Origin of the sequence: Kitasatospora saccharophila (genome assembly GCF_039529925.1) — a bacterium.
Lineage (GTDB): Bacteria > Actinomycetota > Actinomycetes > Streptomycetales > Streptomycetaceae > Kitasatospora > Kitasatospora saccharophila.
This window is the reverse complement of the sequence record NZ_BAAANS010000022.1, coordinates 112,508-134,178: the sequence shown is the minus strand read 5'-3', so window position 1 is coordinate 134,178 and position 21,671 is coordinate 112,508. Positions and strand designations below refer to the sequence as shown.

Annotated in this window: 18 protein-coding genes; 7 read left to right on the top strand and 11 right to left on the bottom strand. The window is 73.9% G+C overall.

The genetic code is table 11. The annotated features are described in order from the left end of the window. Nucleotides 1-443: 443 nt before the first annotated feature. The gene (locus ABD345_RS17930; protein WP_344553227.1) at nt 444-1,448 is read right to left on the bottom strand and encodes a stage II sporulation protein M; all 1,005 of its coding nucleotides are present in this window, start codon (nt 1,446-1,448) and stop codon (nt 444-446) included. A 248-nt stretch (nt 1,449-1,696) separates the two neighbouring features. Between ABD345_RS17930 and ABD345_RS17925 the strand changes: the two genes are divergently transcribed. Further along, nucleotides 1,697-2,728 (top strand): RDD family protein, encoded by a 1,032-nt coding sequence (locus ABD345_RS17925; RefSeq protein WP_344553226.1) that lies wholly within the window; start codon nt 1,697-1,699, stop codon nt 2,726-2,728. Here ABD345_RS17925 and ABD345_RS17920 read toward each other — a convergent pair whose 3' ends face one another. Then, nucleotides 2,729-3,355, bottom strand: a complete 627-nt coding sequence (locus tag ABD345_RS17920; RefSeq protein WP_344553225.1) for a hypothetical protein — start codon at nt 3,353-3,355, stop codon at nt 2,729-2,731. A 106-nt stretch (nt 3,356-3,461) separates the two neighbouring features. On the opposite strand from ABD345_RS17920, the gene ABD345_RS17915 reads away from it, so the two are divergent. Together ABD345_RS17915 and ABD345_RS17910 are read left to right on the top strand one after the other, a co-directional pair. Then, entirely contained in the window at nt 3,462-3,974 is a 513-nt protein-coding gene (locus ABD345_RS17915; protein ID WP_344553223.1) for a SigE family RNA polymerase sigma factor, read from the top strand. Then, nucleotides 3,971-5,098, top strand: coding sequence for a hypothetical protein (locus ABD345_RS17910; RefSeq protein ID WP_344553222.1), 1,128 nt, complete (start codon nt 3,971-3,973; stop codon nt 5,096-5,098). Before ABD345_RS17915 ends, ABD345_RS17910 begins: the two co-directional genes overlap by 4 nt. Nucleotides 5,099-5,158: 60 nt before the next feature. Here the strand turns inward: ABD345_RS17910 and ahcY are convergent, their stop codons facing one another. The 6 genes from ahcY to ABD345_RS17880 all read right to left on the bottom strand — a co-directional run bounded on the left by ahcY (nt 5,159) and on the right by ABD345_RS17880 (nt 11,214). After that, nucleotides 5,159-6,607 carry an adenosylhomocysteinase gene (gene ahcY / locus ABD345_RS17905; protein ID WP_344553221.1) on the bottom strand — a complete coding sequence of 483 codons (1,449 nt, stop codon included), beginning with the start codon at nt 6,605-6,607 and terminating at the stop codon, nt 5,159-5,161. A 185-nt stretch (nt 6,608-6,792) separates the two neighbouring features. Next, complete coding sequence (locus ABD345_RS17900) at nt 6,793-7,767, bottom strand: cation diffusion facilitator family transporter (RefSeq protein ID WP_344553220.1); 975 nt, start codon at nt 7,765-7,767, stop codon at nt 6,793-6,795. Nucleotides 7,768-7,835: 68 nt separating this feature from the next. Continuing rightward, nucleotides 7,836-8,996, bottom strand: coding sequence for an SIS domain-containing protein (locus ABD345_RS17895; RefSeq protein WP_344553218.1), 1,161 nt, complete (start codon nt 8,994-8,996; stop codon nt 7,836-7,838). A gap of 37 nt (nt 8,997-9,033) precedes the next feature. Beyond that, complete coding sequence (locus ABD345_RS17890; protein WP_030461914.1) at nt 9,034-9,216, bottom strand: Trm112 family protein; 183 nt, start codon at nt 9,214-9,216, stop codon at nt 9,034-9,036. 122 nt (nt 9,217-9,338) lie between these two features. Next, entirely contained in the window at nt 9,339-10,730 is a 1,392-nt protein-coding gene (locus ABD345_RS17885) for a phosphomannomutase/phosphoglucomutase (RefSeq protein ID WP_344553235.1), read from the bottom strand. 121 nt (nt 10,731-10,851) lie between these two features. Continuing rightward, complete coding sequence (locus ABD345_RS17880) at nt 10,852-11,214, bottom strand: DUF3499 domain-containing protein (protein WP_030461916.1); 363 nt, start codon at nt 11,212-11,214, stop codon at nt 10,852-10,854. A gap of 131 nt (nt 11,215-11,345) precedes the next feature. Here ABD345_RS17880 and ABD345_RS17875 point away from each other — a divergent pair, with 131 nt between their 5' ends. Then, the gene (locus ABD345_RS17875) at nt 11,346-11,792 is read left to right on the top strand and encodes a metallopeptidase family protein (RefSeq protein ID WP_344553216.1); all 447 of its coding nucleotides are present in this window, start codon (nt 11,346-11,348) and stop codon (nt 11,790-11,792) included. Between the two features lie 187 nt (nt 11,793-11,979). Here the strand turns inward: ABD345_RS17875 and ABD345_RS17870 are convergent, their stop codons facing one another. From ABD345_RS17870 to ABD345_RS17860, 3 genes are all read right to left on the bottom strand, one after another. Continuing rightward, nucleotides 11,980-13,638 carry a DUF5719 family protein gene (locus ABD345_RS17870; RefSeq protein WP_344553215.1) on the bottom strand — a complete coding sequence of 553 codons (1,659 nt, stop codon included), beginning with the start codon at nt 13,636-13,638 and terminating at the stop codon, nt 11,980-11,982. Between the two features lie 6 nt (nt 13,639-13,644). After that, nucleotides 13,645-17,463 (bottom strand): glycosyltransferase family 2 protein, encoded by a 3,819-nt coding sequence (locus ABD345_RS17865; RefSeq protein ID WP_344553214.1) that lies wholly within the window; start codon nt 17,461-17,463, stop codon nt 13,645-13,647. A gap of 259 nt (nt 17,464-17,722) precedes the next feature. Further along, the gene (locus tag ABD345_RS17860; RefSeq protein WP_014136066.1) at nt 17,723-17,995 is read right to left on the bottom strand and encodes a WhiB family transcriptional regulator; all 273 of its coding nucleotides are present in this window, start codon (nt 17,993-17,995) and stop codon (nt 17,723-17,725) included. 751 nt (nt 17,996-18,746) lie between these two features. Here ABD345_RS17860 and ABD345_RS17855 point away from each other — a divergent pair. Genes ABD345_RS17855 through ABD345_RS17845 form a run of 3 tightly spaced genes read left to right on the top strand, consistent with a single transcriptional unit; the run spans nt 18,747 to nt 21,549 of the window. Beyond that, complete coding sequence (locus ABD345_RS17855; protein ID WP_344553234.1) at nt 18,747-19,256, top strand: cysteine dioxygenase; 510 nt, start codon at nt 18,747-18,749, stop codon at nt 19,254-19,256. A 20-nt stretch (nt 19,257-19,276) separates the two neighbouring features. Further along, nucleotides 19,277-20,248 carry a 2-phospho-L-lactate transferase gene (cofD, locus tag ABD345_RS17850; RefSeq protein ID WP_344553213.1) on the top strand — a complete coding sequence of 324 codons (972 nt, stop codon included), beginning with the start codon at nt 19,277-19,279 and terminating at the stop codon, nt 20,246-20,248. Further along, entirely contained in the window at nt 20,245-21,549 is a 1,305-nt protein-coding gene (locus ABD345_RS17845; RefSeq protein WP_344553211.1) for a coenzyme F420-0:L-glutamate ligase, read from the top strand. The genes cofD and ABD345_RS17845 overlap by 4 nt, the downstream gene beginning before the upstream one ends. Nucleotides 21,550-21,671 lie beyond the last annotated feature (122 nt).

Sequence of the window (21,671 nt, the reverse complement as noted above, 5' to 3'; positions counted from 1 at the left end):
GGCGTTGACTTTTGGCACGCTGTTGAGTTCTCAAGGAACGGATGCTTCCTTCGAGCCGCATTCCTGCGGACCCTCCGGGCCTTCGTTCTTTCGTGTTCCCAGCTTATCAGAGGTTTTTCGCTCTGATTTCCATTCCCGCTGGAGTGGGAATTCCTTCGACTTCGCTGCAGACCTTATCAAAAGCTCTGCACTGCTCGGCTTCGGGGTTTTGCCTGACCGGGCCAGCATCCTCTCGGACGCGCTGCCTCGATTTGGCGGTGTCGTAGACACTACGCCTGGGCGGACTGTATGTCCAGTCGCTCCCAACCGTTCAAACCTACTAGCCCATGGGAACCACGTCAATGGTCCTGCCGGGTTGATCATCAGGCTACCAGGTTTGGCGGAGCACCCGTGACCACGCCGCGCCGTGAGCCCCGAGGACCCGGGGCCCGGGGGCTCGGCGGTCAGCCGGCCATCGGCTGGTGGTCGGTGCGGTCGGCGGCCTCGACGTCGCCGATCTCGCCGTCGCCGGCGGCGCGCTTGCCGAGGACCAGGGCGTAGACCAGGAAGAGGGCCTCGACGGCGAGGCCCATGCCGATGCGGATCCAGCTGGGGAGGGCGGAGCCACTGACGAAGCCCTCGATGAAGCCGGTGACCATGAGGACGACGGTGAGGCCGATGACGGAGCCGATCACGGCGCGGCCCTCCTCGGCGAGGGCGACCGAGCGGGTCCGGGGGCCGGGGTCGATGACGGTCCAGCCGAGGCGGAGGCTGAGGCCGCCGGCGACGAAGATGGCGGTCAGTTCGAGCAGGCCGTGCGGGACGAGCAGGCCGAGGAAGTGCTGGAGGTGGTCGGCGGAGGCCATGATGCCGATGCCGGCGCCGAGGTTGAAGACGTTGTTCAGCAGGATGAACAGGACCGGGAGGCCGAGCAGGACGGCCGAGATCAGGCACTGCGCGGCGACCCAGGCGTTGTTGGTCCACACCTGGGCGGCGAAGTTCGCCGAGGGGTGCTCGGTGTAGTAGGCCTCGTACTCGCCGCCGGGCTTGGTGAGTTGCTCGTACTGCTCGGGCGACATCAGGGACTTGACCATCTCGGGGTGGGTGCCTATCCACCAGGCGATCACGGCGCTGAGGACGAAGGAGACCGCCCCGACGGTGAGCCACCATCGCCGGGCCCGGTAGAGGAGCGCGGGGAAGCTGACGGTGAAGTAGCGGGCGGCGTCGCGCCAGGAGGCGGCGCGGGCGCCGGCGACGGCGTTGCGGCCGCGGACGACCAGGGTGGTGAGCCGGCCCTCGACTCCGGGGTGCGGGGCGGTGGCCTGGACCTGGGCGAGGTGGCTGGTGGCGCGCTGGTAGAGGGCGATCAGCTCGTCGGACTCCTCGCCGGTGAGGCGGCGGCGACCGCTGAGGACCTCCAGCCGGTGCCATTCCGCCTGGTGGGCGGCGACGAAGACGTCCAGGTCCATGGCGGCTCTCTCCGGGGGCGCGGCGGGGCTGGGGGCGGCCACTGGTTGGTGTGCGGCCGGGCGGTTGCGGGGCTTAGCTTGCCAGAGCGGGCGGCCCGCGCGTCAGGGTTGCCGGGAGCGCCGTTCCGAAGGGCGGCCCGGGGTTACCCGCCGGGGGTGTACGGCCTTATCTTTGCCGCTGTTGGTGAGGGGGTCGGGTCTGCGACGCGGGGTCGCCGGCGGGCCGTGGAGCGGAGCGGGTGGGTGGCGTGAGCGAGCTGGTGACCGGTGAGGCGGTCGTCCTGGGGCTGCGGACGGCGAGACTGCCGTCGCGGGCCCTGGCCAGGCTGTTGGACGGGTTCGTGTACATGGTGGCGTTCTTCATCCTGATCATCGGCCTGTCGTTGGGGCTCTCCGACCTGGAGCCGGCGGCCGCGGCGGCGTTCGCGATCGTGACCGTGGTGTTCTGCACGGTGCTGCTGCCCACGCTGATCGAGACCCTGTCGCAGGGGCGGTCGCTGGGGAAGATCGCGCTGGGGCTGCGGGTGGTGCGCTCGGACGGCGGTCCGATCCGGTTCCGGCACGCGCTGGTGCGGGGGCTGGTCGGCGTCATCGACTTCGGCATGTTCGCGATGCCCGCGGTGGTGACCTCGCTGTGCTCCGCGGAGGGGCGCCGGCTCGGCGACATATTCGGCGGGACGATGGTGATCCGGGAGCGGCTGCCGCAGGGGGCCCGGGACCAGGGGGCGGTGCCGCCGGTGCCGCCGCAGGTGATGCACGCGCTGGGCGCGGACCTGGTGGCGCTGGACCTGTCCGCGGTGCCGGACGGCCTGTGGCTGTCCGCCCGCCAGGTGCTGAGCCGGATGCACGAGCTGGACGAGCCGGTGGCGGCCGCGCTGGGCGACCGGCTGGCCGGGGAGCTGGCGCAGCGGACGGGCTGGCCGGCGCCGGCGGGGCTGCCGGCGCTGGTGTACCTGGGGGCGGTGCTGATGGAGCGTCAGCGCCGGGAGTGGGAGCGGGCTTCGGCCGCGGCGTACGCGGTGTACACGGCCCAGCTGGCCCAGCAGGCGCAGGCCGTGCCGGTGGCCGTCGCGGTGCCGGGCCAGGTGCCGAACCAGGCTGTACCGGGCCAGGTGCCGGGGCCGCCGGTGCGGCAGCTCGGGTACCCACAGGCCCAGCCGGTGCCCCCGGTACCCCCGCAGGCGGCGCCGCCGGTGGCGCTCGCCAAGCCCGCGGCGCCTGCCGCAGCGCCCGCCGAGGCGCCCGCCGAGGGTGGCGGCGGGTTCGCGCCGCCCGCGTAGTCAGGCGTCGCGGCGCGGGTTGGGCGGGGAGTCGAGTTCTTCGAGCTCGATGCCGGGGGCGCCGAGCAGGACGTCCCCGGTGAGGTGGAGGTCGCGGACCTCGCCGGTGTCGAGGTCGGTGACCCGGTAGTGCTCGACGGGGAGCGGGCCGGTGTCGGTGGGGTGGTCCTGGACGGAGTGGAGCTGCCAGCCCTGGTCGAGGGTGCGGGGGGCGAGGGCGTCGCCGGTGAAGGAGACCAGGCGGATCCGGGCGCTGCCGCCGGGGTCGAGGGCGAGCAGGCGGGCGGTGGCGATCAGGAAGGCCGGGGAGTCGCCGGTGAAGGCGTGCGCCCGGTCCTCCCCCTCGACCGCCTCCTCGGGGGCGGTGCCGGCGGCGTCGGCGCGGACCCAGTGGACGCCGTCGAGCGCGCCGCCGCGGACCTGCCAGCCGCCGGAGCGGAGTTCGAGCCGGATCGGGCGGTGGCGGGCGTCCAGGGTGAGGTCGGTGGTGCCCTGGACGGTGCCGTCGGGGCGGTAGCGCTTGGCGACGTAGCGCCAGCCGGCGGGGCCGGGGGCGCACTGGAAGCGCTCCTCGCCGAGCGGGGTTCCGTCGTGCGGGTCGTGGAGGGAGTAGCGGCCGTTCGGCATGGGGGGAAGCCTACGTAATCGGGTGCAACCTTCCCGGGGGCGGGCGGCATCAGGGGGTCGGTGGTGCGGTCGCGCCGCCGGTCTTGGGGAGGGAGGGGCTGCCGGGATGGCGGAGCTGACGCGGGACGAGGAGTTCACCGCGTTCGTGGCGTCCAGAGCGGTCTGGTTGCGGAAGGTCGCGTACCTGCTGTGCGCGGACTGGCACCGCGCGGACGATCTGGTGCAGGAGAGCATCACCAAGCTGTACACCCACTGGGGTCGGGCCGGCCGGGCGGAGAACCGGGACGGCTACGCGCGCACGGTGCTGGTGAACACCTTCCTGGCCGAGCAGCGGACGGCGTGGTGGCGGCGGACCAGGCCCGCGGCGCGGCCGGTGGAGGGACGGGCGGAGCCGGAGCCGGACCTGGCGGTGTCGCTGGACCTGCGGGAGGCGTTGGCGGCGCTGCCGCCGCGGCAGCGGGCGACGGTGGTGCTGCGTTACTACTGCGATCTGTCGGTCGAGCAGACCGCGGCCGAGCTGGGGTGTTCCAGCGGCAATGTGAAGAGCCAGAGTTCGCGGGCGCTGGAGGCGCTGCGGCGGTCATCGGCGCTGCGCACGGTGGGGAGGTCGGGGGCGTGAACGGGGAAGACGAGGAGCTGTCCGTGCGGATGGCGCGGTACGTGGCGGCGGAGGAGGCCGCGGCGCCGCCCTCCCGGGTGGATCCGGCGCTGGCGGTGCTGCGGGGCCGGGAACTGCACCGGCGGCGGGTCTGGACGGTGGCGTCGGCGGTCGCGGCGGTGGCCCTGTCGGTGGGCTCGTTCGCGGTGCTGGGCTCCGGGGGCGGGGCGGGTCCGGCCGGGATCCCGGCCGCGCCGCGGAGCGGTTCGCCGTCCGGGTCGCTGCCGCCCGACGCGTACCGGAAGTCGGGGCCGACGGAGCGGAGTTCGGCGGTGCCGGTGGTCGGCCGGACGGTGCTGACGGTGCCGGGCAGGTTCGGTTGGCTGCCGGACTCGGTGAGCACGGTGGAGTACCGCTCGGAGTCGACCGGAGTGGACGCGATGGCCTACGGCGACCTGGTGGACCACGACCGGGTCCAGTTCCTGCTGACGGCGTTCCCGGAGGGGGTGACCCCGGACGTGGACCCGCTGATCGGCGCGGGCGACGGGCTGCGGGTGGACGCGGCGCCGGTGAACGGGCGGGAGGCGTACTGGGTGACGTCGAGCGACGCGTCGTTCGCGCAGGGGACGCCGTCCCGGCTGCGCTTCCGCGGGGCGGACGGGATCTGGTACCAGCTGGACAGCTCGGGGCTGCCGGAGGCGGACCGGGAGCAGCTGCCGCTGCGGGTCGCGGCGGGGGTGGTGCCGGGCCGGTACACGCCGCCGCTGCCGGTCTCGCTGTCCTCGCTGCCGCCGGACACCGTGGTCAGCAACGCGTCGTTGCGGCACGCCGCGCACGGTGCGGCCCCGTGGGAGGCCGAGCTGACCTTCCAGGAGCAGGGCATCCACTACGTCACGGTGCGGGTGGAGCCGGGCCAGGACGGCCCGCCGTCGGGGTCGCCGGGGCCGTCCGGGTCGCCGGGGCCGGACGCGAACGGGTTCCCGGAGTACGACCCGGGGCTCTGCTCGTCCGGCTACGGGGTCCGCTGGTGCGTGCGGGAGCTGCAGCCGGCGGCGGACGCGGGGAGCACGATGCCGGTCTGGCTGACCCGGGTGGTGCCGCGCGGCTCCGACGAGCGCTCCTGGTCCGCCGACGTGCTGCCGTAGCGGGCCGGAACGCGCCGGTGCCCGGCACCCCGAGGGGGCCGGGCACCGTAGCGGGCCGGGTCAGTAGCGGTACTGCTCGGCCTTGTACGGGCCCTCGACCGGGACGCCGATGTAGTCGGCCTGCTCCTGGGTGAGGGTGGTGAGCTTGACGCCCAGCGCGTCGAGGTGGAGGCGGGCCACCTTCTCGTCCAGGTGCTTGGGCAGCACGTACACGCCGACCGGGTACTGCTCGGTCTTGGTGAACAGCTCGATCTGCGCGATGGTCTGGTTCGCGAAGGAGTTGGACATCACGAACGACGGGTGGCCGGTCGCGTTGCCGAGGTTGAGCAGGCGGCCCTCGGAGAGCACGATGATGGTCTTGCCGTCGGCCTTGCGCCACTCGTGGACCTGCGGCTTGACCTCGGTGCGGACCACGCCGGGGAGCTTGGCCAGGCCGGCCATGTCGATCTCGTTGTCGAAGTGGCCGATGTTGCCGACGATGGCCTGGTGCTTCATCCGCTCCATGTGGGAGGCCAGGATGATGTCCTTGTTGCCGGTGGTGGTGACGAAGATGTCGGCGATCCCCACCACGTCCTCCAGGGTGGTGACCTGGTAGCCGTCCATCGCCGCCTGCAGCGCGCAGATCGGGTCGATCTCGGTGACGATGACCCGGGCGCCCTGGCCGCGCAGCGACTCGGCGCAGCCCTTGCCGACGTCGCCGTAGCCGCAGACGACGGCGACCTTGCCGCCGATCAGGACGTCGGTGGCGCGGTTGATGCCGTCGATCAGGGAGTGCCGGCAGCCGTACTTGTTGTCGAACTTCGACTTGGTGACGGCGTCGTTGACGTTGATCGCCGGGAACAGCAGCTTGCCGTCCCGGTGCATCTCGTACAGGCGGTGGACACCGGTGGTGGTCTCCTCGGTGACGCCCTTGATGGTGGCGGCGACCTCGGTCCACTTCTGCGGGGTCTCGACCAGGGTGCGGTTGAGCAGCTCCAGGATGATCCGGAACTCGTCGTTGTCCGCGGTGGACGGGTCCGGCGCGGCGCCGGCCTTCTCGAACTCGACGCCCTTGTGGATCAGCAGGGTGGCGTCACCGCCGTCGTCCAGGATCATGTTCGGGGTCTGGCCGTCCGGCCAGGTCAGCGCCTGCTCGGTGCACCACCAGTACTCCTCCAGGGTCTCGCCCTTCCAGGCGAAGACCGGGACGCCCTGCGGGTCCTCGGGGGTGCCGTTCGGGCCCACCGCGATCGCGGCGGCGGCGTGGTCCTGGGTGGAGAAGATGTTGCAGGAGCACCAGCGGACCTCGGCGCCCAGCGCGGTGAGGGTCTCGATCAGCACGGCGGTCTGCACGGTCATGTGCAGCGAGCCGGTGATCCGGGCGCCGGCCAGCGGCTGGGACTCGGCGTACTCGGCGCGGATCGACATCAGGCCGGGCATCTCGTGCTCGGCGAGCTGGATCTCCTTGCGGCCGAACGGGGCCAGGGAGAGGTCGGCGACCTTGAAGTCGCCGGTGGGCTGGTTCGACATGCGAACTCCTCGTGGAAGGGCCTGTTTACGGGTGTGCTGAGCGGCAGAGGGCGCACGGGAGCGACCCTCTGCTGCGGCACAATCCGTCGGAGGACCTCTCTCCCTCGACCGGAGCCCGCTCCGATCGACCGCCATCAGCAGCGACGTTTGGCACTGCTGACGAATCTACACCGATCGGACGCGGCTCAGTGGGTGTTCCGGCCGGGTCCGCCCGGAGTGGCGTCCGCGTCGGGGCCCGCGAGGGCCTTCTCCTCGGAGTAGATGTCCGGCTCCAGGTAGATCGCGCGGGCGATCGGCACGGCCTTGCGGACCCGGACCTCGGCGTGGTCGATCGCCTCGGCGATCACCGCGGCGCTGTCCTCCGCGTTGACCCCGATCTTGGCGGCGACCAGCAGTTCCTCGGGGCCGACGTGCAGGGTGCGCATGTGGATGACCGAGGTGACGGTGTCGTGGTCGACCAGCGCCTCGCGGATCTTCGTGACGACCTCGGCGTCGGCGGACTCGCCGATCAGCAGCGACTTGGTCTCCAGCGCCAGCACCAGCGCGATGACCACCAGCAGCACGCCGATGCACAGGGTGCCGATGCCGTCCCACACCGCGTCGCCGGTGGCGGCGCTCAGGCCGACGCCGAGCAGCGCCAGCACCAGGCCGACCAGCGCGCCGGAGTCCTCCAGCAGCACCACCGGCAGCTCGGGGGCCTTCGCCCGGCGGATGTACGCCGACCAGCCGTGCTGGCCCTTGTCCTTCGACGCCTCCCGGTAGGCGGTGAGGAAGGAGTAGCCCTCCAGCAGGATGGCGAACAGCAGCACGCCGACCGGCCAGTACCAGTTGTCCAGCTCGTGCGGGTGGGCGATCTTCTCGTAGCCCTCGTAGATCGCGAACATGCCGCCGATGCTGAACAGCACGATCGAGACCAGGAACCCGTACACGTACCGCTCGCGGCCGTAGCCGAACGGGTGCTCCTCGGTGGCGGCGCGCTTCGAGCGCTTGCCGCCGACCAGCAGCAGCACCTGGTTGCCGGAGTCGGCGATCGAGTGCACGCCTTCGGCGAGCATCGAGGAGGACCCCGAGAACGCGAACGCCACGAACTTGCTGACCGCGATCCCCAGGTTCGCGGACAGTGCCGCGACCAGTGCCTTGGTGCCGCCTTCGGTGCTCAAACCCCGTACGTCCCTCCGCGCGGGTCCGGGCTTTGCCGGACCTTGGTTGACGAGGGGACGATACCGTGTCAGCTCCGGGTGGCCAGGCCCAGGTACACCGCCGCGAAGTCGGTCAGGCCGATCAGCTCGGCCAGCGCCTGCAGCGGGTCCTCCAGGGCGGAGGTCTGCTCGGTGATCCGGACCTCGTGCGCGGTGGCCAGCCGGCGGGCCCGGGCGACCGGCCAGCCGGGCTGTTCCAGCTCGGCCACGCCCGGGGTGTGTCGCAGCAGCAGCACCTGCAGCTGGAGCGGGACCGGCTCGTCGACCCGGTCCCGGAAGAAGTCGTCCGGGTCGGCGCCGAGCCGGCCGGTGAACATGCCGCGGTGCGCGGTCAGCGCCTGCGGGAGGCGGGCGGCCAGCGCGGGCAGGCCGGCCCGGTCGGCCAGCGCGGCGGCGAACCGCTCCGCCGCGGCGGTGGCCGGGGCGCCCTCGGCCCACAGCAGCGGGACGGTCTCGGCCAGCCGGGCGGCCAGGGTCTTCGCCGGGTTGTCGTAGGCGTGCGCGTCGGGGCGGCAGCGCACCGCGACCTCGTCGAGCCGGTCGGCGGCGGCCTCCAGCGCGCCGGGGGCGAGCTGGGTGACGCCGGTCCGGTCGGCCAGCGCCAGCAGCGGGGCCAGGAAGGCCCAGAGCGCGGCCGGGTCCTCGGCCGGGAGGTCGGGTTCGGCGTCGGAGCCCTCCGGCTCCACCGCGCTCGGTTCGAACGGCAGCGGCAGGGCGCGCACCTGGAGCGCCGCCTCGAACAGCTCCGAGCCCTCCGGGGCGATCACCGCGATCGCGCAGCCGCGGGTGTACGCCTGCTCGGCCAGGTTGATCAGGCCGCCCTCGCGGCCGTTCTCGCTGGCCACCACGATCAGGTCCAACGAGCCCGCCCAGCCCGGCAGTTGCCAGGTCTCGCCGTCGGTGAAGGCGAACCCGCCGGGGCGGGCGTCGGACGGCGGCAGCGGCCACACCTGGCTGCTGGGCACCGCCAGCGCCGCCAGCACGGCGGCGGCGGTCAGCACCCCGCCGTGTCCGGCGACCAGCACCGCGCGCGGCCGCCCGTCCGGGTCCAGCGCGCCCACGCCGGCCGCGTCGGCCCGGCGCAGGGCGATCCGGATCCGGGCGCCCGCCCCGGCCAGGGCCAGCAGTTCGCGCCGTCGGTCGGCGCGCTGCACGGCGGCCGGGTCGTCCAGCAGGGAGTCGTCGAACATGGCGGCTGGCCTCCAGCGGCGGGCGGGGCGGGAAGGGTCAGGACGGGCGGCGGGCCTCGTCCACCAGCAGGACCGGGATGCCGTCGCGCACCGGGTAGACCAGGCCGCAGCCCTCACCGGTGCAGCGCAGCTCGTGCACCTCGCCCTCGGTCTCCTCGTCCAGCGGGGAGCGGCACTCCGGGCAGACCAGGATCTCCAGCAGGAAGGACGGCAGGCTCATGTCGGTCGACTCCGGGGGCTCGGGCAACGGTGCGGGAAGCCGGTGACACAGCAGTACCCCGGCCGGTGGCAACCCTACCGGCCGGGGCACGCGAAAAGTCAGCGGCGGGCTGACGGCGGCGGTCAGCCGCGGACGATCGCCAGCACGCCGTCGCGCAGCTCGGCCATCTTCGCCGGGTCCTTGGCCTCGGCGTTCAGGCGCAGCAGCGGCTCGGTGTTGGAGGCGCGCAGGTTGAACCACCAGTCCGGGCCGGCCACGGTGAGGCCGTCCAGCTCGTCGGTGGTGACGCCCTCCAGGCCGGCGTAGGCGGCGCGCACCTTCTCGGTGGCGGCGGCCTGGTCGGCGACGGTGGAGTTGATCTCGCCGGAGGCGGCGTACCGCTCGTACTTGGCGGTCAGCGCGGACAGCGGGCCGTCCTGGCCGCCGAGCGCGGCCAGCACGTGCAGCGCGGCCAGCATGCCGGTGTCGGCGCGCCAGAAGTCGCGGAAGTAGTAGTGCGCGGAGTGCTCGCCGCCGAAGACCGCGTCGGTGTTCGCCATCTCCTGCTTGATGAAGGAGTGGCCGACCCGGGTGCGGACCGGGACGCCGCCGAGGTCGCGGACCACCTCGGGCACCGTCCAGGAGGTGATCAGGTTGTGGATGATCGTCGGGTTGGCCTCGCCGGCGGCCTGGGCGCGGGCGATCTCGCGCTCGGCGACCAGGGCGGTGATCGCGGACGGGGAGACCGGGTCGCCGTTCTCGTCGATCACGAAGCAGCGGTCGGCGTCGCCGTCGAAGGCCAGGCCGATGTCGGCGCCCACCTCGCGGACCTTGGCCTGCAGGTCGACCAGGTTGGCCGGGTCCAGCGGGTTGGCCTCGTGGTTGGGGAAGGTGCCGTCCAGCTCGAAGTACATCGGGACGACGTCCAGCGGCAGGCCGTCGAACACGGTGGGCACGGTGTGGCCGCCCATGCCGTTGCCCGCGTCCACCGCGACCTTGAGCGGGCGGATCGCGGTCAGGTCGACCAGCTTGCGCAGGTGGTCGGCGTAGCCGCCCAGGGTCTCCTTGGCGGACAGCGCGCCCACGGCGGCGACCTCGACGGCCGGGACGTGCACCTTGCCGTCCTCGTCCAGCCAGGACTCGACCAGCTCGCGGATGTCGGACAGGCCGGTGTCCTGGCCGACCGGGGCGGCGCCCGCGCGGCACAGCTTGATGCCGTTGTACTGGGCCGGGTTGTGCGAGGCGGTGAACATCGCGCCGGGCAGGTCCAGGCTGCCGCTGGCGTAGTACAGCTGGTCGGTCGAGCAGAGCCCGATCTCCACCACGTCGGCGCCGCGGGAGGCGGCGCCCTCGGCGAAGGCGCGGGACAGCGAGGGCGAGGACGGGCGCATGTCGTGGCCGACCACCACCGCGCTGCCGCCGACCACCTCGACGAAGGCCGCACCGAAGGCGTACGCCAGCGACTCGTCCCACTGGTCGGGCACGACGCCCCGGACGTCGTACGCCTTCACAAGCTGCTTGAGGTCCCGCACCAGAATGCTCCCGTGTGTGTGCTGCGACGTGCTGCGGACGTACCGGACGCATCCGTCCGAACCGCAGAGGGGCAGCGTACCCGGCCCGGGGGAACGGGCGGTGTCCCAGTCCGGGCCCGGCCGGTCAGCTCTCCGGGGAACGCAGCACCCGCAGGTGCCCCCGGCGGCCGGACTCGCCCTCCGGCGGCGGCCCCTGACGCGGCGTGCGCTCCTGCGGGCGGGCCGCCTCGCGGACGGCGTTCGCCAGGGCCTCCAGGTCGTCGCTACTGCGCCGCAGCGGCCCGGTGTCGCCCGCCAGGCGGACCACGTCCCAGCCGCGGGGGGCGGTCAGCCGCTCGGCGTGCTCGGCGCAGAGGTCGTAGCAGTGCGGTTCCGCGTACGTCGCCAGCGGGCCGAGCACCGCGGTGGAGTCCGCGTAGACGTACGTCAGCGTCGCCACGGCCGGACGGCCGCACGCGGTCCGCGAACAACGACGTACAGAGCTCACGAGGGTGGACGGTACCGCAAGTCGGACCGGCCCGCGAAGACCCGCCCCCCGGCTCGCGTGTCCCGTCGCCGTTACGCGCCGTGCTGGAGTGGTCCACTTCCGGGCATCCAGGGACTACGCTCGACACTGCTATGGACAGCTCGACACCCCCGTCCCCGCCCGGGCCCGGTCGCCGCAAGCACCGCGACCGGCACGGCCGCGGCCTGCGCGGGCCACTCGCCCCGCCGCAGGTGCCCATCTCGCTGACCCGGTCCGAGCTCTTCGACGACTACGTCCGGGAGTCCATGGAGCGGCTGGTGCGGCGCTGGCCGCAGTTAGAGGACGTGGAGTTCGCCGTCCTGGAAGTGCCGCTGCCCGCCAAGGGCGAGCCCGAACCGGACACCGTGCCGCTCGGCCGGGTGATCCCCGCGGAACGGGGCCGGCGCAGCCGGATCCTGGTCTACCGGCGGCCGGTCGAGATCCGCGCCAAGTCCCGGGAGGACCGGGCCGCGCTGGTGCACGAGATCCTGATCGAGCAGGTCGCGGAACTGCTGGGGCTCTCGCCGGACGCGATCGACCCGCGCTACGGCGAGGAGTAGCCGGGCGAAGGAGCGCGCATTCAGGGGCTCGGGGAACGGCGAGTCGATGCTGCTGACGGCCGGAGCCCATCGGAGGTTCGTGCTGCTGCGTGTAGTAAACGGAACCCGAAGCCGATGCGCGCTCCGGCAGTGAACCGTCAGCAGCCACGGACTCGCCGTTCCCCGAGCCCCTGGCGGGGCTCCCTCGCTACTGCTTGAGGACGATCCCCGGGTCGGCGGCGACGTGCGGGACCTCCACGGTGGCGTGGTCGTCGCGGAACTGCTGGGTGGTGAAGGTGGGGACGTCCTTGGTGACCGCGCTGAGCTGGCGGGTGGCCAGGACGGGGCCGCCGCCGAGGGTCTGGAGGGTGAGGGCGTAGGGGCCGTTGGCGCCCTGGGGGTCGATGCCCTCGACGGTGACGGTGGTGCCGGCCGGGACGTCGACGTCCTTGGTGGCGGGGGTGCCGCCGCTCGCGCCGGCCGAGCTGGTGACCTTGACCTTGGCGTCGGTGTCGACGGCGGTGAGGATCAGCTTGGTCTGGCCGGCCCGGTTGTCGGCGATCGAGGCGCGGGCGCCGATCGGGGAGCCGCCGGAGAGCCAGGTGGACTCGGTCTTGCCCTTGTTCTCGCGGTCGACCCGCAGGCCGGCCACGATCGGGGTGGGGTGGTCCTGGCTGGTGGGGGTGAGCCGGATCGCGCTCGCGCCCTCGCGGTTCTCGCTGGAGAACTGGAAGTCGAGGGTGGCGGTCATGCCGGCCTTGACGTGGATGCTCTCCTTGCCGGCGGGCGTGAACCAGCCGTTCTTGCCGGAGAGCTGGACCTTGAGGTCGGCGTCGTCGGCGGAGTCGGTGGCGACCACCAGGTGGGCGGTGGTGACGTCGTCGGGGATGCCGGGGACGGTGACGGCGGGGGCGGGGTCGGCGGAGGGCTCCAGCCAGTCGGTGCCCTTGCCGGTGTCGCTGGCGTGGACGCCGGCGCCGATCCGGCCGCTGCGGGTGACGATGTGCAGGGCGAGGTCGTCGACGGCGCCCTTGGTGTAGCTGCTGAGCAGGAGCCGCTGGGACTGGCCGGGGGCGACCGCGATGCCGGTGGCGAGCTCGTTGTCGATGGCGCCCTTGTCGCCGTACATGTGCAGGTCGACGACGGCGGGCAGGCTGTCGGCGTTGACCAGGGTGACGTAGTCGACCCGGTTGGCGCCGCTGCTCGCGCCGGCGAACCAGAAGCTGGTGCCGGAGGGCACGCAGTCGGCGCCGGAGAGGCTGGTGCCGCCGTTCTCGGAGGTGGTGACCTGGGTGGCGGTGAAGCCGGGGGCGAGGTTGCCGGTGGCGATGGCGAAGCTGCCGGGGGCCTCGTCGTTGTTCGCGGCGGGGCCGGTCGCCGGGGCGCCGGGCTTGTCGAGGGTGACCCGGGCGTCCAGCGCGGGGGTGACGGCCGCCGGGCTGCCGGAGGGCTGCTCGGAGGGGGCGGCCGACGGGGAGCCGGAGGGCTGGGCCCCGGCGGTGGGCTGCGCGAGGTTCTGCGCGGCGACCACGTTGTCGGCGCTGGCCTCGGCGAGCCGGCCGGTGCCGGTGGCGCCGGTGCCGCCCTCGGGGCTGAACAGGGTGAGGTTGGTGGAGCCGGTGACGCCCTGCATCGGCGGCGGGCAGACCAGCGCGGTGCGTTCGACCTGCGCGGTGGTGCGCGCGCCGGTGTCGGTGGCCGGGGTGGCGGGGGCGCGCAGCTCGGCGACGCCGAACACCAGGCCGAGCACGGCCACGCCGGCCAGCAGGGACTGGCCGGTGCGGCTGCCGCCGGCCACGGCGCTCAGGTCGGGGGCCTTGAGCTTGGGGGCCTTGAGCTTGGGCGCCTTCAGGGTGGGCTTCTTCATCGCGGGTCAGCTCCCCGTCCCGGGCTGCTGCGGGTGGCCGCCGCCGTAGGGGTCGTTGGGGTCGTAGTAGGTGGTGGGCTGCTGCTGTTCGGGCAGCCAGGGCTGCTGCTGCCCGTCCTGCTGCGGGTAGCCGGCGGCGTACGGGTCGGTCCAGCCCTGGGCGGGCCGGGCGTCGTAGCCGTAGCCCGGCTGCTGGCCGTACTGGTCGTAGCCGTCGCCCTGGTAGGGCGCGCCGACGGGCTGCTGGGTGTAGCCGTAGCCGTCGCCCTGGTAGCCCTGCTGCTGGTACGGGTCCGCCTGGTAGGGGTCGGCCTGGTACGGGTCGGCGAAGGTCTCCGGTTCCGGCTGGTAGGGCGCGGGGTCGGGTTCGCCGGCGGACTGGGCCGGGATGCCGGGGGCGTAGACGCCGAGCTCGGCCGGCGCGTCCTCGCCCTCGCCGCGTTCGGCGAGCCGGCGGGCCCGGCGGCTGCCGGGGGCGGGCGCCTGGGCCTGGGCCTGGGCGGCCAGCGCCTGGGCGGCGACGACGTCCTCGGGGATGTCGTCGTCGTTGGTGTTGCGTCGGCCGGGCAGGGCCAGGATCAGGACGACCACGCCGAGCGCGAGCCGGCCCCAGGCCCAGGCGGTGTGGGCGGCGCTGCCGGTGCGGGTGACGTCGAGCCGGCCGCCCTCGGCGGGGAGGGTGAAGCCCTGGGCCCAGCCGTCCACGGTGACGGCCTTGAGCGGCTTGCCGTTCAGGGTGGCCTGCCAGGCGGGGTCGGCCTGTTCGGCGAGCCGGAGCTGCCGGCCGGCCGGTCCGGCCGGGACGGTGGTCCAGATGTCGTGCTGCCCGGCGGCGACGGTCACCGGGACGGTGCCGGGGCTGGTGATCTGCGCCCGGCTGCCGGGGACGCTGTTGATCTGCCACAGGCCGGTGCCGTTGTCGAGGCTGAGCCGGACGATGCCGGGCGTGGTGTCCAGCACGTCGCGGACCTTGGCGATCACCGGGTCCTTCACCTGGATGTAGCTGATGCCGTACCCGGCGAGGGTGCGGGCCAGGTCGCCGCCGGAGCCGGCCAGCAGCTTGGCGGTGAGCTGGCCCAACTGCCCGTCGGCGGCGGCGTCCACGGTGCCCTCGGCCTGGCCGGTGGTCAGGCCGGCGCCGCGCACCAGCGCGTACCGGACGGAGGCGCCGTCGGCGTCGCCGGTGACGGTCAGGGTGCGGGAGCGGTCGGTGGTGTTGCCGGACTCGGCGATGAACGCCGGGACCTGGGCGTCGGTGCCGCGCCGCAGCGGGCCGTCGGCGCCGGTGAGCGCCCACCAGACGGCGGTGCCGACCGGGGCGAGCACGGCGGCGGCGAGCACCAGGGCGGCGACCGGCTGGCGCCAGCCGAAGGCGATGCCGGAGACCCGGGCGTTGGCGCCGTCGGCGCCGATCGCGGCGGCGGCCAGCAGCGCGACGCCGGCCAGCAGGGTGGCGGGGCCGGCCCAGGCGGCGGTCTGCGGGCCGCCGGAGGCGGGGGTGACGGCGGTGCCGGCCACCGCGACGGAGAAGACCAGCCCGGCGGCGGCGGCGCCCCAGGCGGCCAGTACGGCGCGGCGGCGGTCGGCGCGCAGCAGGGCGGCGAGCGCGGCGAGCACCACGCCGGCGGACAGCCAGACCGGGGGCGTGCCGGCGCCGCCGGGGTTGACCAGGACCAGGCCGAGCGGGTCGGCGGCGGGGCCGTTGAAGCCGGGGACGCCGGCCTCCAGCAGCAGCCGGGACGGGTTCGCCAGCACCTGCAGCGACCAGGGGGCGAGCACCAGGACCGGCAGGCCGAGGATCACCGCGACGCGCAGGCCGAGCAGGCGCACCGCCTGCACGCCGGAGCCGAACGCGCCGCCGCGGAGCACCGCGTGGACCAGCGCGGCCAGGCAGAGCGGGACGGCGATGGCCCAGGTGAGCGGGACGAAGGCGGTGCTGACGGTGAGCAGCAGCACGGTCATCCAGGCGGAGCGCCAGCCGGGGCGGGCGCCCTTGGCGGCGGTCTCCTTGCGGATGCCGAGGCCGGCGGTGATCGCGGCGGCGCGGGCCAGCGGGGGCAGCAGCACGGCGAGCACGGCGGTGCCGATCCGGCCCTGGGCGAGCGCGCCGGTGGCGGCGGGCAGCACCGCGTAGGTGGCGCTGGCCCAGGCGCGGACGGCCTTGGAGGCGATCAGCGGCCGGGAGACCAGGTAGGCGCTGACCGCGGCGAGCGGCACCGAGAGCACCACGATCAGGGTGAGCGCGAGGTCGGCGTGGTCGAACAGCGCCCAGGACAGCACGGACAGCACCGCGAGGTAGGGCGGGTGGTCGGCGGTGCTGCCGGTGCCGATGGCGTGCCAGGGCGCGGCGTACATGTTCCACAGCCCGGCCGCGCCGTCCGCGGCGGGCAGCAGGGCGCCGCCCTGGAGGTAGCCGGAGCCGATCAGGTTGCGGCAGGCGATCAGGGCGAACGCCAGCAGGGCGGCGAACAGCACCGGGGCCGGGCGCCGCACCAACTTCTTGAGCAGGGCGAACTGTTCGACCACCAGGTCGTCGGCGTCCTCGTCGCCGGGGCCGGACTCGACCGAGCCGTGCCGGCCGCCGGTGTCGTCGGTGCCGCCGATGCCGAGCGAGGAGACGACGTTCTCGACGGCGAGCCGGACGGTGGCGCCGGGGGCCGGGAACAGCGTGCGGTCGTCCAGCGAGTCGACCGAGCGGGTCCGGCGGCGGCGGGCCCGGGAGGCCATCAGCCGGGGCAGGCGCAGCAGTTCGTGGCCGAGGCCGGCGATCTCGTCGTACGCCTGCCGGGGGTCCTTGCCGACCAGGTTGACGACCACCCGCAGGACCGTGCCGAGGATCAGCCGCAGCAGGACGTACGGGAAGAGCAGGCCCTTGGAGTTGGCGAGCAGGGTGTAGACGGCGCCGGCCTTGTCGACCCGGTGCGGGTGGGCGGGGGCGCAGTCGATGGTGCGGCGTTCGCGGCTGGCGGCCTCGGCGTGCCGGAGCACGGCGTCGGGGGCGACCACCACGCGGTGGCCGGCGGCGTTGACCCGCCAGCAGAAGTCGGTGTCGTCCCGCATCAGCGGCAACGCCTTGTCGAAGCCGCCGAGTTCCTCGAACACGTCGCGGCGCACCAGCATGCCCGCGGTGGAGACGGCCAGCACCGGGCGGACCTGGTCGTGCTGGCCCTGGTCCTGCTCACGGCGGTCGAGGCCGGTCCAGCGCCGCCCGGAGCGGGCGATCGTCACGCCGACTTCGAGCAGCTGCCTGCGGTCGTACCAGGAGCGGAGCTTGGGGCCGACCACGGCGGCGGTCGGGGTGGAGTCGGCGACCTGGAGCAGCCGGCGCAGGGCGTCGGTCTGCGGTTCGCAGTCGTCGTGCAGCAGCCAGAGCCACTCGACCGGCTGGGTCTCGCGCGGTCCGCCGCGGCCGAGTTCGTCCTCGCCCGCGAGCGGGTCGCCGAAGTCGTCCCAGCCGCCGGTGACCGGGTCGTAGCCGGACGGGTCGAGGCTGTAGGAGAGGTCCTCGGGGCGCAGCGGGGGGCTGTTGAAGACGGCTTCGCCGACGGCGCGGCCGAAGCCGACCCGGCGGCCGAGGACCTGCGGGCCGCTCTCGGGGAGCCAGTCGCCGAGGGTGTCGGCGAGCAGTTGGGGGGAGTTGTCGGTGGAGCCGGTGTCCACGGCGAGGATGCGCTGGACCTGCCGGTCCTGGCCGAGCAGTCCGGCGAGCGCCTGCGGCAGCCAGCGGGCGCCGTCGTGCGAAACGATCACCGCGGTGACCAAGTGGCGCGGGTAGGCGGGCGGCCTGGCAGCGGAGAAGCCGCTCTGGTGGCTGTAGACAGTCATCGGGTGCGCGGACCACCGGTTCGGGTTTGACGGCAGATGACGCACCACACTAACGGCTCCGGGTGGCGCGATCGTCCCCGGTGTGTGTGAAAAGACGGTGCAGTGGGTATCGCGTCCGGCGGCGCGGAGGCCCGGGAGCGGGCCCAGGAGCGGGCCGGGGAGCGGGCCGGGGACGCGCCGGGAGCGCGGCCGGGAATGCGAAAGCGCCCCGCCTCTCGGAGGCGGGGCGCCGGCACGGGTCCCGGGTGGTGCGGAGGAGTCAGACCGCGCTCTTCTTGAGCCGGCGGCGTTCGCGCTCGGACAGGCCGCCCCAGATGCCGAACCGCTCGTCGTTCGCGAGGGCGTACTCCAGGCACTCGGCGCGGACCTCGCACGCCAGGCAGACCTTCTTGGCCTCCCGGGTCGATCCGCCCTTCTCGGGGAAGAAGGACTCTGGGTCGGTCTGGGCGCACAACGCGCGCTCCTGCCAGCCGAGTTCCTCTTCGTCTTCCTCGATGCCCTCACCGATCAACAGCTCAAAGAGCTCGCTCATTCTGGCGCGCCTCCTCTGCCCCTCTTGGCGTCCCCGTGGTGTTGCCGTTGCCGGTGCGGCGGAACGACACGAGAGAAATTACAGTTGCGTCACTCTGGCCTAGTCAAGCCGAGCTCTGGTATTGGGCCAAGGATTCACTCCCCGGAACCAAGCCACTACGAATAGTGTACATATCCGGACAACCCGGACATCACGCCTGGTCCCTGACCAGCCCTCAGGCCGCACTGCCGCTCCCGACCGGGGCGGTCCGGGGCGATCTCAGGGCGTCCCTTCCCGGGGTTTTCCGCTTCGAAACCTTAATGGGCGCTTATCACCCCATCCGGTGGTTCAAGGCTGATGTGACCCGAATGTCCGTCAGTCCGCCTTGACACTGGAGGGTCGGTTGCGGTCTGCTTGCCCGCATGTCAGAGTTCCCGGCCACCTTCGCCGACCGGCGCCGCCAGGCGCTCCTCGGCGCTGCCGCGAACTCCTCGTGTTGTTGCCGCTGTCTCCGCTGTATCTAGGCGCACGCGTCCCACCGCGCGCCGCCCCGGAACAGAGGCCGACCGCGCGACAGTCCCCCCTGAACGTCCCCGCGGCCCCGGCTGATCCCATCCCAGCCGAACCCGAGGACGTCATCGTGCGAATGCCCCGTCTCCGCAAGCGCAACCGCGACCGCAAGCACTTCCCCGCGCTCCCTTCCGCGCCCGCCGCGCTCCCCGCGCCCCGCTGGGCCGACGGCCTGAGCGACGTGTCCATCGCGGGCGACCCGATGGCCTTCCCGCACCTGGCCCGCACCGACCTGCCCGCGCACCCCACCACGGTCGGCGGCTACGCCCGGCTGGTCCGCGAGATCGCCGCCGACCGCGCCCGCTGGGAGCCGCTTGTCCGCTACGACGCGCTGACCCGCTGGTACGCCCGGCTGGAGACCGGCCCCGGCTACGAGGTCTGGCTGCTGAGCTGGCTGCCCGGCCAGTCCAGCGGCTTCCACGACCACGGCCGCTCCTCCGGCGTGATGACCGTCCTCGCGGGTGAGCTCACCGAGCGCTCGCTGACGGCGGGCGGCGAGGGCTCGCGCCCGCTGGGCCCCGGCGGGCTGCGGGTGTTCTCCACGGGGCACCTGCACGAGATGGTCAACGCCTCGCTGGAGCCCGCGGTCTCCCTCCACCTCTACACGCCCGGCCTGGTCGAGATGAACCAGTACCCGACCACCGCCGCCGACCCGGCCGGCGCCCCCGCCGACCCGGCCGCCGCGAACCCGGGGCGTCACTGGGCGCACTGACGCGCTGGCAGGATGAAGCCATGCGAATCACTGCGTTGGCGGGCGGGATCGGCGGAGCCAGGTTCCTGCGCGGGCTGCGGGCGGCCCTCACCCCCGAGGACCGGATCACCGTTATCGGGAACACCGGGGACGACATCCACCTGTACGGCCTGAAGGTCTGCCCCGACCTGGACACCGTGATGTACACCCTCGGCGGCGGCATCCACGAGGAACAGGGCTGGGGCCGCACCGACGAGACCTGGTCGGTCAAGGAGGAGATGAAGGCGTACGGGGTCGGGCCCGAGTGGTTCGGGCTCGGCGACCGGGACTTCGCCACCCACATCGTCCGGACCCAGATGCTCGCCGCCGGGTACCCGCTGTCCGCGGTCACCGAGGCGCTGTGCGACCGCTGGCAGCCCGGCGTGCGACTGCTGCCGATGAGCGACGACCGGGTCGAGACCCACGTCCGGATCACCGACGCGGACGGGCCGCGGGTGGTGCACTTCCAGGAGTACTGGGTGCGGCTGCACGCCGCCGTCGAGGCCGAGGCGATCGTCGCGGTCGGCGCCGAGAGCGCGAAGCCCGCGCCCGGCGTGCTGGAGGCGATCGCGGAGGCCGACCTCGTCCTGCTGCCGCCGTCCAACCCGGTGGTCTCGATCGGCACCATCCTCACCGTGCCCGGCATCCGGGAGGCGGTCGCCGCCGCGACCGCCCCCGTGGTCGGCCTCTCCCCCATCGTCGGCGGCGCCCCCGTGCGCGGCATGGCCGACAAGGTGCTGGCCGCCGTCGGCGTGGAGACCAGTGCGGCGGCCGTCGCCCGGCACTACGGCGCGCGCCGCGACGGCGGACTGCTGGACGGCTGGCTGGTCGACACCTCGGACGCCGCCGCGGTGGACGAGGTGGCCACCGCCGGGATCGCCTGCCGGGCCGTCCCGCTGCTGATGAGCTCCGTCGAGGCCACCGCCGAGATGGCGCGCGCCGCGCTGGCGCTGGCCGCGGAGGTCGGCAAGTGAGCGGGAGCGAGGGGCTGCACGTCCTGCCGGTGCGCGGGCTGCCGGAGATCGCGGCCGGCGACGACCTGGCCGAACTGATCGCCAAGGCGGGCGGGTTCGAGGACGGCGACGTCGTGGTGGTCACCTCCAAGGTGGTCTCCAAGGCCGAGGGGCGACTGGTGCGCGCCGACGACCGGGAGGCCGCGATCGACGCCGAGACCGTCCGGGTGGTCGCCCGCCGCGGCCGCTCCCGGATCGTCGAGAACCGCAACGGCCTGGTGATGGCCGCGGCCGGCGTCGACGCGTCCAACACCCCGCCCGGCACGATCCTGCTGCTGCCGGTCGACCCCGACGCCTCCGCCCGGCTGCTGCGGGCCCGGCTCCAGGAGCTGACCGGGCGGCGGTTGGCCGTGCTGATCACCGACACCTTCGGCCGCCCCTGGCGCAGCGGGCTCACCGACGTCGCGATCGGCGCCGCCGGACTGCCCGTGCTGGAGGACCACCGCGGCCGGGTCGACAGCCACGGCAACGAACTGCGGCTGACCGTCACCGCCACCGCCGACGAACTCGCCGCCGCCGCCGACCTGGTGAAGGGCAAGGCCACCGGCACCCCGGTGGCGGTCGTCCGCGGCCTGGCCGGGCTGGTCACCGAGGACGACGGGGAGGGCGCGCGCCGGCTGGTCCGCGCCGCCGGGCAGGACATGTTCCGCCTCGGCACCTCCGAGGCCGTCCGCGAGGCGGTCACCCTGCGGCGCACGGTGCGCGCCTTCACCGACGAACCGGTCGACGGCGGCGCGGTGCGCCGGGCCGTCGCCGCCGCGGTCACCGCCCCCGCCCCGCACCACACCACCCCCTGGCGGTTCGTCCTGCTGGAGACGGCGGAAGCCAGGACCGGGCTGCTGGACGCGATGCTCGCCGCCTGGCAGCGGGACCTGCGGGAGCTCGACGGCTGGAGCGAGGAGCGCGTCGCCCGGCGCACCGCCCGGGGCGAAGTGCTGCGCGGCGCACCGTACTTGATCGTGCCCTGCCTGGTCATGGACGGCTCGCACGACTACCCCGACGAGCGGCGGGCCGCCGCCGAGCGGGAGATGTTCGTGGTCGCGATCGGCGCCGCCGTGCAGAACCTGCTGGTCACCCTGGCCGGCGAGGGGTACGGCTCGGCGTGGGTCTCCTCCACGATGTTCTGCCGCGAGACCGTCCGCGCGGCGCTGGACCTCCCGGCGGGGTGGGACCCGATGGGGGCGGTCGCGGTGGGGCGGGCGGCGGAGGAGCCGAGGGAGCGTCAGGCGCGCTCCGCGGAGGACTTCCTGACGGTGCGCTGAGAAGGGAGCACCGCCAGGGGCTCACGGGAGCGAAGCCAGGGGCCCGGCGAACGGCGGGGCCGTGCTGCTGACGGCCGGAGCCCACCGAGGTGTCCGCGCTGCTGCGTGTGGTGATACAGAAC

Excerpts from the sequence above, each read along its gene's own strand:
- ABD345_RS17930 (WP_344553227.1), bottom strand. The coding sequence starts at position 1,448 with ATGGACCTGGACGTCTTCGTCGCCGCCCACCAGGCGGAATGGCACCGG.
- ABD345_RS17920 (WP_344553225.1), bottom strand. The coding sequence starts at position 3,355 with ATGCCGAACGGCCGCTACTCCCTCCACGACCCGCACGACGGAACCCCG.
- ABD345_RS17915 (WP_344553223.1), top strand. The coding sequence starts at position 3,462 with ATGGCGGAGCTGACGCGGGACGAGGAGTTCACCGCGTTCGTGGCGTCC.
- ahcY (WP_344553221.1), bottom strand. The coding sequence starts at position 6,607 with ATGTCGAACCAGCCCACCGGCGACTTCAAGGTCGCCGACCTCTCCCTG.
- ABD345_RS17895 (WP_344553218.1), bottom strand. The coding sequence starts at position 8,996 with ATGTTCGACGACTCCCTGCTGGACGACCCGGCCGCCGTGCAGCGCGCC.
- ABD345_RS17890 (WP_030461914.1), bottom strand. The coding sequence starts at position 9,216 with ATGAGCCTGCCGTCCTTCCTGCTGGAGATCCTGGTCTGCCCGGAGTGC.
- ABD345_RS17875 (WP_344553216.1), top strand. The coding sequence starts at position 11,346 with ATGGACAGCTCGACACCCCCGTCCCCGCCCGGGCCCGGTCGCCGCAAG.
- ABD345_RS17870 (WP_344553215.1), bottom strand. The coding sequence starts at position 13,638 with ATGAAGAAGCCCACCCTGAAGGCGCCCAAGCTCAAGGCCCCCAAGCTC.
- ABD345_RS17865 (WP_344553214.1), bottom strand. The coding sequence starts at position 17,463 with ATGACTGTCTACAGCCACCAGAGCGGCTTCTCCGCTGCCAGGCCGCCC.
- ABD345_RS17860 (WP_014136066.1), bottom strand. The coding sequence starts at position 17,995 with ATGAGCGAGCTCTTTGAGCTGTTGATCGGTGAGGGCATCGAGGAAGAC.
- ABD345_RS17855 (WP_344553234.1), top strand. The coding sequence starts at position 18,747 with ATGGCCTTCCCGCACCTGGCCCGCACCGACCTGCCCGCGCACCCCACC.
- cofD (WP_344553213.1), top strand. The coding sequence starts at position 19,277 with ATGCGAATCACTGCGTTGGCGGGCGGGATCGGCGGAGCCAGGTTCCTG.